We start from the raw sequence: 11,593 nt of genomic DNA, 5'->3' as shown, positions 1-11,593 counted from the left end.
GAGGTCAGCAGGGGGCGGGACCGGCTCCTACACGTGCTCGAAACACTGCGGCCCTACAGCCTGCCCCCTGCTGCTCTCACCTCCATCCTAACGGCAAGCCAAGACACAAGCGGCCCATGGCCGCGATTAGCAAAAACATCGTCGCAACCGCATCGGAGAACCGCCATGGCCGCAGTCTTCGACGGAAGGTCACCACAGTAGCCTTATCCACCGCGGGTACCGGAGTCCGTTAGTGGAAAACGCTGCGCGGTTTTCCACGCTACGAAGCCCCGTCGCCCCTTCTCTCTTGGGTGAGGAGGGCGCTCAATCGGCGTCATACCGCGCACTGAAGGCCTGCACGAAGGCGTTGCGCAGGATATTGAAGAAGGCCTGCAGCGGGCTGATGTCCTGGCTCTTCACACTGCCAGAGAGATCCACCCGGGTAGCGAACTGATCGCGGCGCTGGTTCTTGAGCAGGGTCTGGGCGGTGCCGACCACGGCTTCCCAGGCGCTTTCCAAGGCGTTCTTGTTGCGGTTCTCGACGTCCTGCTGCCAGTCGAAGATATCGACGTTCCTCATCAGCGGTTTCACATAGCCGCTGAGTTGGCCGTCCACCGCCTTGGCTTCCACCACCACATCGCCACTGCCGGAGCGGAAATCGAATTTGCCATAGGCCCGCGCGAAGTCGTTGAGCCTGGGCAGGTCGATGCCGGTGACCCGCAGACGGAAATCGAAATCGGTGAAGTCCTCGAAGGGGTCGAAGCGGGCACTGGCTTCCAAGGGAGCGCTGCCGAGGATGGCGGCCTTGCCTTCGAAGTGGGCGATGCGCTCGCCCTGGGCATCGGCGGCGTTGGTCAGGTTGTAGAGGCTGGCATTGACGTTGGTGGCGGCCAGATTCACCTGGGGCTTGGAATTGAAGTTGCGAAAGGTCAGCCGTCCGTTCACCACTCGCACCTCGTCGAGGGTGATGGAGATGAGTTTGTCGACCTGATCCTGCCAGTCGGTGCCTTCACCGGTCTGCGACTGCTCCTTGCGTGCGCCGCCATCGACGAAGTTGAGTTCGGGACGATCGAAGAGGATACGCCCGACGATGGCATGGTCCTGCCACAGCGAGCGCCAGCTCACCGCGATGTCGATGCTGGGCGCCTTGAGGAAGGGCACCGGCACCTTGCCGTTGACCTTGACGATCTCCAGCCCCTCGATGCGATAGGCGCCGCGCCACCAGGCCAGGTCCACGTCGGTGATCTGGCCGCGATAGTCGCCCATGTCCGCCAACTGCTCGTTGAGGTAGTGGCGGATCACCAGGGGCGCGGCGAGGTGCAGGCACAGCAGCAGGACGACCAGGCCGAAGAGGACGTAAAGAGGCAGGCGCAGGTGACGGGGCATGGTGGTGGCTCGGGGCGGACTCGTTCTCGGTCGACCCTTCGGAACGGGCCTGAGTTTCTCGTGAGTTCGCCTGACGGCCTGACTCAGGCTGCCGGCATGGGCAAAAGGCCCTGCCTGGGCGGCCTGCATCCGTACCGGTCGTCGCTCCGTTGCGCCTGGTTATGCGCCGCTCGAACGGCAGACGCAAAAAAGCCGGCTTGTGGCCGGCTTTCGAGGGCGGGTTGAGCTGATTTTTGGTGAGCCCGGCCCGCCCGGGTTGCCCTTGCCGGGCAGAGCTGAGAAGCGCGACAAAGGTCGCGCACGGCGGCCGGCGGTGGGCCAGGACGCCTGTCGATCAGAAGTCCAGGGTGGCGGACACCTTGAGGGTGCGCGGATCGCCCTGGGTCAGGTAGCCGCCAAAGGCGGATTCCCAATAGGCCTTGTTGGCCACGTTCTCGACGTTGGCGCGCAGGGTAACGTCTTTTCGCTCGACTTTGAAGCGATAACGCGCACCGAGGTCGACGCGGGTCCAGGCCGGGATGCTCAGGTTGTTGGCCGCATCGGCGTACTGGCCGCCGGTGCGCAGCAAGCGGCCATTGAGCGCGGCGCCTGGCAGGCCGGGCACGTCCCAGTCGGCGCCGAGGTTGTACTGGAAGCGCGGCACACCGATGGCGCGGTTGCCGTCGTTGCTGCCGTTCTGGGTGCCCTTGAGTTCGGTGTCCATCCAGGTGGCGCCCGCCAGCAGGCGCAGGCCTACCAGGGGCTCGCCGAAGACGTTCAGCTCGAGGCCACGGTTTTCCTGTTCACCGTCGCGGACGTAAAGGTTATTGACCAGGTAACCGTCAGACGGTTGTTCGATGCGATAGATGCCAAAGGTGGCGCCAAAGGTACCCTGGTCATACTTGATGCCGGCCTCGGTCTGTTTGGAGCGTGCCGGGGAGAAGACCTGGCCCACGTTCAGCGAATTGGCCGGAGCGGTGGGGCCCTGCGCCAGGCCTTCGATACGGTTGGCGTACAGCGAGAGCTCGTCGGTCAGCTTGTAGACGACACCATAGATTGGGGTGGTGATGGATTGATCGTACTTGGCGGTACGCGAGCCATCGTTGCCCGGCATGGGCGTACCCAGGAAGCTCATGCCCTCGTAGCTGTAGCCTTCGACCAGCAGGGACTGGCGTCTCACACCGACCGTCGCCAGGAGGCGATCATCAAGGAAGCCCAGGGTGTCGGACAGCGCGATGCTCTGGTTGACCGTCTTGCTGGTGGTGCCCGGGTCGTGCAGGTCGCCACCCGTGAACCAGCCGAAGGTGGGATAGGCGACCGCGACCGGATGACGGATGTTGGTATTGCTGGCGAAGGGCGTCTGAGCGAAGTCGAAGGCGTTCTTCTGTTCGGTCCAGATGCTAGATACGCCGAAAGCGATCTGATGACTGACCGCGCCGGTCTGCAGCCTGCCGTTGAGGCCGGCCAGGACGGTCTTGGCGTCATCGTCATGGGGAATCAAGGAGCCTCCGATAGAGGCATTGCCGGCGTCGTCATTCAGCGTGGCGCTACCGTAGGTCCCGTTCTCGCGGGTGTGCTTGCCACCCACGGCAAGGTAGGCGGTCCAGCGGTCACTCAGGTCGTATTCGCCACGCACCATGCCGAAGGTGTCTTCCAGCTGGGTATGACCCCAGGGGGCGTTGTAGTTGGTGTCGGACGAGGGGGCGTGGGGCAGGCGGGTCAGGCCGCTGCCGAGCAGCAGGCTGTCGCGACCACCGTTGACCACCTGCTTCTGGTAGCCGAAGTCGGTGGAGAGCCGGAAGCGGTCGCCTCGGTAATCCAGGCCGGCGACGAACAGCTTGGATCTCTGGCTTTCATCGTCGATGGCGGTATCGCCCTCGCGCTGCATCAGATTGATCCGGGCGCCGAAGCGATTGTCCTCGCCGAAGCGCTGGCCGAGGTCGAGATGCTGGCCGAGGCGACCGTCGGTGGTGTAGTCGACGGTGTAGCTGCGGGTCGGCGTGTCCTGGGCGCGCTTGGGTTGCAGGTTGACCGCGCCGCCGATGCCGGAGCCGGTGGGTGTCACACCGTTGATGAAGGCATTGGGCCCCTTGAACACCTCGACGCGCTCCAGGGCCTCGGTGGCGATGATCTGCCGCGGCATGACGCCATAGAGGTTGTTGAAGGAGATGTCATCGCCGGTCAGCTTGTAGCCGCGAATGACGAAGTTCTGCGATTGGTTGCCATAGCCGCTGTACTGACGCACCGAGGCATCGTTGCTCAGCACCTCGCCAATGGTCTGGGCCTGCTGGTCCTGGATCAGCTTGGCGGTGTAGCTGGTGACGCTGAAGGGGACGCTCATGTTGTCCTGGTTGCCCAGTACGCCCAACTTGCCGCCGGTCGCCACCTGGCCACCGGTATAGGCAGGTGGCGGCGCGTCCTTGGGTGTCTCGGTGGCGGTCACCGTGGTGGAGTCCAACTGCAGGGTATCGCCGACGGTCTGGGCCGAAGCGGCTGTGCCGCTGACCACGTAGAGGGCAGCGATGGACAGGGCGAGAGGGGAGAGCCTGAAGGCGAAGTGCGAACGAGCCATGACGAGCGAATCCTGAGCTGACGGGACGAAGGCTCGGAGTCCCCATCACGGACGACGGGATCACGAGTGGGAAGCAATCCTATTCGTTTATGATAATACTTATCGTTAATTCGGATGGGCGTTATCGTTGCGCCGACTAGCGCTATCGCGATAAGTCTTCTCGCGGACAGGGCATGGCTGACTGCCTTGCGAGCGGGCACAAAAAAGCCCGGCGAGCCGGGCTTTTCGACAGCGGCGTGGATCAGGCCTTGTAGGCGGCCACGGCCTTGGTGATCTCGGCACGGGCGGCGTCGGCGTTGCCCCAGCCTTCGACCTTGACCCACTTGCCCTTTTCGAGATCCTTGTAGTTCTCGAAGAAGTGCTTGATCTGCTCCAGCAGCAGGGCCGGCAGGTCGGTGTATTCCTGCACGTCCTTGTAGAGGACGGTCAGCTTGTCGTGGGGGACGGCGATCAGCTTGGCGTCACCACCGGCTTCGTCGGTCATGTGCAGCACGCCGACCGGACGGGCGCGGATCACGGCGCCGGGCGCGACCGGGTAGGGGGTTACGACCAGCACGTCCAGGGGATCGCCGTCATCGGCCAGGGTGTTGGGGATGTAGCCGTAGTTGGCCGGGTAGAACATGGGGGTGGCCATGAAACGGTCGACGAAGAGGGCGTCGCTGTCCTTGTCGATCTCGTACTTGATCGGCGCGTGGTTGGCCGGAATCTCGATGGCGACGTAGATGTCGTTCGGCAGGTCTTTGCCGGCGGGAATCTTGCTGTAACTCATGAACGGGTCCCTCTGGTCGGTTGGGAAAAGTGGCCGGAGTATAGGCGCTTTCAGATCGGGGTTCGAGCTTCGGACCCCGGGGTTGCCGGCGGTTGCACGCTCGCCTGGCTGGTGGCGAGACGCAGGCGCGGGTCCTGGCGAAACAGCTGCTGCAGCTGTGCGTAGACCGCGGGATAGTGTTCGTCGAGCACATCGGGGGCGCTGAAGAAGTACTCGCAGGCGACGGCGAAGAATTCCTCGGGGCTTTCCGCCGCATAGGGATCGAGGGCGGTCTCCGCGTCCGGATCGGCGTCGAGCTGGCGATTGAGGTCGTCGAAGGCGCTTTGCAGGGCGCTGGTCCAGGCCGCCTGGGGCATGCCCTCGTGCAGCGGCGGCTGGCCGTTGCACAGGCCACCGGCGAGCAGGTCGATGAGGTGGGCGAATTCGTGGATGACCAGGTTGTAGGCCTCCCAGCCGCCACTGGCCTGGATACCGGGCCAGGCCAGTACCACCTGGCCACGGTCCCAGGCTTCGCCGTCCCGTTCTTCGTCCCATTCGTGCTCCAGGCCGCCCTCGTCGCGATGGCGCTGGGGGCTGACGAAGGCGTCCGGATAGACGACGATCTCGCGCACGTTGGGATAGAGCGCCGCTTCCGGCAGGTGCAGCAGGGGCAGCAGTGCCTGGGCGGCCAGCAGCAGGCGATCGCCGTCGTCCAGCTCCAGGCCTTCGAGCAGGGTCAGGTGCTTCTCGGCGAGGAACAGCACGCAGTGTTCGCGCAACCAGGCATCTTCCGCGGCGCTCAGGCCATCGAGGATCGGCAGGCGCTGGCGCAGGCGCGCCCAGAGCTCGTCGGCGATGGCCACTCGCTCCAGCAGGCGCCGTTCGCGCCAGGCGCGCCAGAAGCCCAAGGGATCAGGCCCCGCCCTGGACCGCGGCGCGACGGCTCTTGATCAGGCCGAGGATCATCGGCAGCAGGGAGATGCCGATGATGGCCAGCACCATCAGGGTGAGGTTCTGCTTGATGAAGGGCACGTTGCCGAAGAAGTAGCCCAGGCTCACCAGACCGCCGACCCAGAGCAGCGAGCCGAGCACGCTGTAGCCGAGGAAATAGGGGTAGTGCATGCGGCCCACGCCGGCGACGAAGGGGGCGAAGGTACGGATGATGGGCAGGAAGCGCGCCAGGGTGATGGTCTTGCCGCCGTGGTGCTCGTAGAAGGCCTGGGTGCGTAGCAGGTAGTCGCGGCGGAAGAGCTTGGAATGGGGATTGCTGAACAGCTTGTCACCGGCGAAGCGGCCGATCAGGTAGTTGGTGCTGTCGCCTGCCACGGCGGCGAACATCAGCAGGCCGGCCAGCAGATAGGGGTCCATGTCACCGAGGGCGGAGAGCGCGCCAGCGATGAACAGCAGGGAGTCGCCGGGGAGGAAGGGCGTCACCACCAGACCTGTTTCGCAGAAGATCACCGCGAAGAGAATGGCATAGATCCAGGTGCCGTACTGGGCTACCAACCCGCTGAGGTAGACGTCGAGGTGCAGGATCAGGTCGATCGGGTTGAATTCCATGGGGCGTGCCTACCGTAGATGCGAGGGTCCAGCGGCGATTATAAGGGCAGCCGGGACCGGGTTTTGTGGCCTGGTCGAGATCGGCGCCGGGAAAAATCGCCAGCCGCTCAGAGGTCGGGGTAGGGCAAAGGTTCACTCCCGCGCCTTTCCGGGCGCGGGAGTGTCGGACTGGTCACGATCTGCTGCGCGTCGGCCAACCTGCGTTGAAACTGCCCTGGAAGGCCAGCCCCTCGGAGTGCTCATTTACCCTTTGTAAACTCCGCTTCCTCGGGCACCTTCGCCTTGGTTGGCTCTAGCTCGCGAGATCGAGAGCTTTCTTTATCCCAGCGCCATGTCGATCACCACCCGACCTTCGATCCCGCCCTGATGCATGCGGGCGAAGATGTCGTTGATGTTCTCCAGCGGCTCGGCGCTCACCGTGGCCTTGACCTTGCCTTCGCCGGCGAAGTCCAGCGCCTCCTGTAGGTCCAGGCGGGTGCCGACGATGGAGCCGCGCACCGTGGTGCCGTTGAGCACCATGTCGAAGATCGACAGCGGGAAGTCACCCGGCGGCAGGCCGTTGAGGGCGATGGTACCGCCGCGGCGGGTCATGCCGATGGCCTGTTCGAAGGCCTTGGGCGAGACCGCCGTGACCAGGGCACCATGGGCGCCGCCGATCTCCTTCTTCAGATAGGCCGCCGGATCCTGGGTACGGGCGTTGACCGTGACCTCGGCACCCAGCCGGCGGGCCAGGTCGAGCTTCTTGTCATCCACGTCCACCGCCGCCACGTTCAGGCCCATGGCGCGGGCGTACTGTACGGCCATGTGCCCCAGGCCACCGATGCCGGAGATCACCACCCAGTTGCCGGGCCTGGTGTCGGTCATCTTCAGGCCCTTGTAGACGGTGACGCCGGCGCAGAGGATGGGCGCGATCTCGACGAAGCCGACGTTGTCCGGCAGCCGGCCGACGTAGCCGGCATCGGCCAGGGTGTATTCGGCGAAGCCGCCGTTCACCGAGTAGCCGGTGTTCTGCTGGGACTCGCAGAGCGTCTCCCAGCCGCCCAGGCAGTGCTCGCAGTGGCCGCAGGTGGAATACAGCCAGGGCACGCCGACCCGGTCGCCCTCCTTGACGTGGGTGACCCCGGCGCCCACCGCCACCACCTGGCCGACCCCTTCGTGGCCGGGGATGAAGGGCGGATTGGGCTTGACCGGCCAGTCGCCCTGGGCGGCGTGCAGGTCGGTGTGGCAGACGCCGCTGGCGGCGATCTTGACCAGCACCTGGCCAGCGCCCGGAGTGGGCACCTCGACTTCGCGGAATTCCAGGGGTTGGCCAAAGGCGGTGACGACAGCGGCTTTCATTGTTTTGGGCATGACGAGTCCCTCATGGAGGCATGATGCGTGGATGAAGCCAGACGGGGCCTGCGCCGGGATGCACCTGTCCACCACGGGCGGCCGCTGCGTCTAGCGTCGGCTACCCACAGGGAGGGGGTGTTGATCCAGGTCAGGCGGGAGGCGCGCCCCGACGTCCTGCTGGGGCGCGCGATCCAGGCGTCGTCTTCTTGGAGCGGCGTTGGACGGCGGCTGCAGCTAGCGCTCGGCTGCACCCGTCGTCCTGCCGGTCGCTCCTAGAAGAAGCCCAGCGGATTGATGTCGTAGCTGATCAGCAGATTCTTGGTCTGCTGGTAGTGGTCGAGCATCATCTTGTGGGTTTCACGGCCGACGCCGGATTTCTTGTAGCCGCCGAAGGCAGCATGGGCGGGGTAGAGGTGATAGCAGTTGGTCCAGACGCGGCCGGCCTTGATGCCGCGGCCCATGCGGTAGGCGCGATTGATGTCGCGGGTCCAGACGCCGGCGCCGAGGCCGAACTCGGTGTCGTTGGCGATGGCCAGGGCCTCGGCCTCGTCCTTGAAGGTGGTCACCCCGATCACCGGACCGAAGATTTCCTCCTGGAAGACGCGCATCTTGTTGTGGCCCTTGAGCAGGGTCGGCTGGATGTAATAGCCGCTGGCGAGGTCGCCCTGCAGTTTCTCCACATTGCCGCCGGTGAGGAATTCGGCGCCTTCCTCGCGGGCGATCTCCAGGTAGGAAACGATCTTCTCGAACTGCTGCTGGGAGGCCTGGGCACCGACCATGGTCTCGGTGTCCAGCGGATCGCCCCGCTTGATCTGGGCGATCTTCTTCATCACCGCTTCCATGAAGGGCGCATAGATGGATTCCTGCACCAGGGCGCGGGATGGGCAGGTGCAGACCTCGCCCTGGTTGAAGAAGCCCAGCACCAGACCTTCCGCGGCCTTCTCGATGAAGCTCGGCTCGGCCTGCATGATGTCTTCGAAGTAGATGTTGGGCGACTTGCCACCCAGCTCCACGGTGCTGGGGATGATGTTCTTGGCCGCGCAGGACAGGATGTGCGAGCCCACCGGAGTCGAGCCGGTGAAGGCGATCTTGGCGATGCGGGTGCTGGTGGCCAGGGCCTCGCCGGCCTCCTTGCCGTAGCCCTGCACCACGTTGAGCACGCCGGGCGGCAGGAGGTCACCGACCAGCTCGACGAACAGGGTGATGGACAGCGGGGTCTGCTCGGCGGGCTTGAGCACCACGCAGTTGCCGGCGGCCAGGGCCGGGGCCAGCTTCCAGGCGGCCATCAGCAGCGGGAAATTCCAGGGGATGATCTGGCCGACCACGCCCAGTGGCTCGTGGAAGTGGTAGCTGGCGGTCTTGTCGTTGATCTCGGCGGCGCTGCCTTCCTGGGCGCGGATGCAGCCGGCGAAGTAGCGGAAGTGGTCGGCGGCCAGGGGCACGTCGGCATTGAGCGTCTCGCGTACCGCCTTGCCGTTGTCCCAGGTTTCGGCGACGGCCAGTTTTTCCAGATGCTGTTCGATGCGGTCGGCGATCTTGAGCAGGATCAGCGAGCGGTCCTGCACCGAGGTGCGGCCCCAGGCATCGGCGGCGGTATGGGCGGCGTCCAGGGCGCGTTCGATGTCGGCGGCGTCGGAGCGGGGGAATTCACCGATCACCGAGCCGTTCACCGGGGAGGTGTTGGTGAAGTACTGGCCCTTCACCGGGGCGACGAATTCGCCGCCGATGTAATTGCCGTAGCGGGCCTGCAGGGTGACGAGGGCGTCTTGGGTGCCGGGAGCTGCGTAGCGCATGGTGGGTCTCCTGTTTGTTCTTGTATGAAACGGCGCTCCCATCCTGAGCAAGGCGCGGGCCAATGTCGGCAGACCCGCATGACTGCGGCCTTGCGGCCTGTTCCAGGGAAAGTCGCCAGCTGTCACTGTGACAGAGCTGTCACCCCTTGGCGTGACAGCCTGTCACCTGGGCGTGACAAAGTGCCCAGTCCGCCCGATTTGGCCTATGCTGGAGGCCGCAGACGCCCCGCGGAGGACAACAACAATGGCCGCCACCCCGTCCGATCGTCATGCCAGCCAGGTGCTCGAGCTCGCCCGCGGCGCCGTCCTCGACGGCCCGGCCAGCGATCCGGCCATCGCCCGCTCCTGGCGGCGCTGTCTCGACGAACACCAGCTGGACCCGGCCGCCCGTGTGGCGCCCTGGGTGCTGGACCGCGCCCGCTTCGACGAGCACCGCCAGCGCCAGCAGCGGGTCCTGCAGATCGCCCGTGGTCAGATGAATTCCCTGCACCAGCAACTCGGCGGCGCCGGCTATGCCGTGCTGCTCACCGACGCCCGCGGGCTGATCCTCGATTGCGTGACCGCCGAGGCCGAGCGCGGAGTCTTCCAGCAGGCCGGGCTGTGGCTGGGCGCCGATTGGAGCGAGGCCTGCGAGGGCACCAACGGCATCGGCACCTGCGTGGTGGAGCGGCAGGCGCTGACCATCCACCGCGACGAGCACTTCCGCAGTCGTCATACCCAGCTGACCTGCTCGGCCAGTCCGGTGTTCGATCCGGCCGGCGAGTTGCTGGCGGTGCTGGACGTCTCCACCGCCCGCCAGGAAGCCTCGCGCCAGGGCCAGTTCCATACCATGGCGCTGGTCAATCTTTCGGCCAAGCTGATCGAGAGCTGCTATTTCCTCGACCGCTACGCCGATGGCTATCTGCTCCGCTTCCATGCCCAGGCGGCCTATGTCGGCCTGCTCAGCGAGGGCCTGCTGGCCTTCGACGACGAAGGTCGCGTCCAGGCCGCCAACGAGACCGCCCTGATGCTGCTGGGGCTGGCGCGTAGCGCGGTACTGGGGCAGCGGATGGAGAGCCTGTTCGAGTTGCGGCAGGACGACCTGCTGGAGCGCGCCCGCCCGCAACCCAGCGCCTGCTGGGCGCTGCGTGGCCGTCAGGGCCAGGGCTTCCACGGCCTGGTGCGTGGCCCTCAGGTGCGGCCGGTCACCCCGGTAGCGGTGCCCAAGGCGCCCCTGCCCAGCGGCATCTGCCTGGCCGATCCGGCGCTGGCGCGGGATTTCACCCGGGCGCTCAAGGTGCTGGAGCGTGACGTGCCGGTGCTGCTGCACGGCGAGACCGGCACCGGCAAGGAAGCCTTCGCCAGCGCCCTGCACCGCGCCAGCAGTCGCGCCGGCCAGGCCTTTGTCGCCCTCAATTGCGCGGCCATTCCGGAAACCCTGATCGAGAGCGAGTTGTTCGGCTATCGCGGCGGCAGCTTCACCGGGGCGCGCAAGGAAGGCATGGCCGGCAAGTTGCAGCAGGCCGATGGCGGCATTCTCTTTCTCGACGAGATCGGCGACATGCCCCTGGCCCTGCAGACCCGACTGCTAAGGGTTCTGGAAGAGCGTCAGGTGGTCCCCCTCGGCGGCGGGGCACCGCGCGCTCTGGACCTGCGGCTGGTCAGCGCCAGTCACCGCGATCTGGAGGCCCTGGTGGTCGCCGGCAGCTTTCGCGAAGACCTCTACTATCGCCTGCGCGGCCTGGTGGTGACGCTGCCGGCGCTGCGCGAGCGCAGTGATCGCGGCGAACTGCTCGATCAGTTGCTGACCGAGGAGGCCCGCGGCGAGTCGATTCGCCTCGATCCGGCGGCCCGTGCCTGCCTGCTGGCCCAGCCCTGGCCCGGCAATGTCCGCCAGTTGCGTACCGTGCTGCGCACCTTGGTTGCCCTGAGCGAAGATGGCCATATCGGCCTGGACGAGCTACCCGCCGACTGCCGTGGCGCCCGGCTGCCGCTGCCGTCCAGCGCGGCACCGGTCGACAGCGCCCGCGAAGAACTGCGCGCGGTACTGGACGATTGCCATTGGCAGATGACCCGTGCCGCCAAGCGTCTGGGGGTGAGTCGCAACACCCTCTATCGGTGGTTGCATCAACACGGCCTGCAGCGCCCCCAGGACTAAGAGCCTGTTCAAAGTCTGCTGCGCGTCGGCCAAACGGCGTTGAAAATGGCTTCGGAATGCTCATTTACCACTCGTAAACTCCGCTTCCTCAGCCATTTTCGCCTTGT

At 65.7% G+C, this 11,593-nt stretch carries 8 protein-coding genes; 1 reads left to right on the top strand and 7 read right to left on the bottom strand.

Features of this window, described 5'->3' with window-relative positions; all coding sequences use genetic code 11:
• Window positions 1–303 precede the first annotated feature (303 nt).
• The 7 genes from AR540_RS21930 to exaC all read right to left on the bottom strand — a co-directional run bounded on the left by AR540_RS21930 (window position 304) and on the right by exaC (window position 9,349).
• Window positions 304–1,365, bottom strand: coding sequence for a DUF748 domain-containing protein (locus AR540_RS21930; RefSeq protein ID WP_059232122.1), 1,062 nt, complete (start codon window positions 1,363–1,365; stop codon window positions 304–306).
• A 334-nt stretch (window positions 1,366–1,699) separates the two neighbouring features.
• A complete protein-coding gene (locus tag AR540_RS21925; RefSeq protein ID WP_059232121.1) occupies window positions 1,700–3,916 on the bottom strand; it encodes a TonB-dependent receptor in 2,217 nt (738 codons plus the stop codon).
• A 241-nt stretch (window positions 3,917–4,157) separates the two neighbouring features.
• Window positions 4,158–4,685, bottom strand: a complete 528-nt coding sequence (gene ppa, locus AR540_RS21920) for an inorganic diphosphatase (RefSeq protein ID WP_059232120.1) — start codon at window positions 4,683–4,685, stop codon at window positions 4,158–4,160.
• Between the two features lie 50 nt (window positions 4,686–4,735).
• A complete protein-coding gene (locus AR540_RS21915; protein WP_059232119.1) occupies window positions 4,736–5,572 on the bottom strand; it encodes a zinc-dependent peptidase in 837 nt (278 codons plus the stop codon).
• A 4-nt stretch (window positions 5,573–5,576) separates the two neighbouring features.
• Window positions 5,577–6,224 (bottom strand): DedA family protein, encoded by a 648-nt coding sequence (locus AR540_RS21910; protein ID WP_059232118.1) that lies wholly within the window; start codon window positions 6,222–6,224, stop codon window positions 5,577–5,579.
• Between the two features lie 318 nt (window positions 6,225–6,542).
• On the bottom strand, window positions 6,543–7,574 hold the full coding sequence (gene adhP, locus AR540_RS21905) for an alcohol dehydrogenase AdhP (protein WP_059232117.1): 1,032 nt from the start codon (window positions 7,572–7,574) through the stop codon (window positions 6,543–6,545).
• A gap of 254 nt (window positions 7,575–7,828) precedes the next feature.
• Window positions 7,829–9,349 (bottom strand): acetaldehyde dehydrogenase ExaC, encoded by a 1,521-nt coding sequence (exaC, locus tag AR540_RS21900; RefSeq protein ID WP_059232116.1) that lies wholly within the window; start codon window positions 9,347–9,349, stop codon window positions 7,829–7,831.
• Window positions 9,350–9,593: 244 nt separating this feature from the next.
• Between exaC and AR540_RS21895 the strand changes: the two genes are divergently transcribed.
• Window positions 9,594–11,486 (top strand): sigma-54-dependent Fis family transcriptional regulator, encoded by a 1,893-nt coding sequence (locus tag AR540_RS21895; protein ID WP_059232114.1) that lies wholly within the window; start codon window positions 9,594–9,596, stop codon window positions 11,484–11,486.
• Window positions 11,487–11,593 lie beyond the last annotated feature (107 nt).

The organism is Pseudomonas sp. EpS/L25 (genome assembly GCF_001512295.1).
Lineage (GTDB): Bacteria > Pseudomonadota > Gammaproteobacteria > Pseudomonadales > Pseudomonadaceae > Chryseomonas.
The sequence above is the reverse complement of the archived record's forward strand: the minus strand, read 5'-3'. Positions and strand labels throughout refer to the sequence as shown.

Coding starts and splice junctions, on each gene's coding strand:
- exaC (WP_059232116.1), bottom strand. CDS start 9,349: ATGCGCTACGCAGCTCCCGGCACCCAAGACGCCCTCGTCACCCTGCAG.
- adhP (WP_059232117.1), bottom strand. CDS start 7,574: ATGCCCAAAACAATGAAAGCCGCTGTCGTCACCGCCTTTGGCCAACCC.
- ppa (WP_059232120.1), bottom strand. CDS start 4,685: ATGAGTTACAGCAAGATTCCCGCCGGCAAAGACCTGCCGAACGACATC.
- AR540_RS21895 (WP_059232114.1), top strand. CDS start 9,594: ATGGCCGCCACCCCGTCCGATCGTCATGCCAGCCAGGTGCTCGAGCTC.
- AR540_RS21925 (WP_059232121.1), bottom strand. CDS start 3,916: ATGGCTCGTTCGCACTTCGCCTTCAGGCTCTCCCCTCTCGCCCTGTCC.
- AR540_RS21910 (WP_059232118.1), bottom strand. CDS start 6,224: ATGGAATTCAACCCGATCGACCTGATCCTGCACCTCGACGTCTACCTC.
- AR540_RS21930 (WP_059232122.1), bottom strand. CDS start 1,365: ATGCCCCGTCACCTGCGCCTGCCTCTTTACGTCCTCTTCGGCCTGGTC.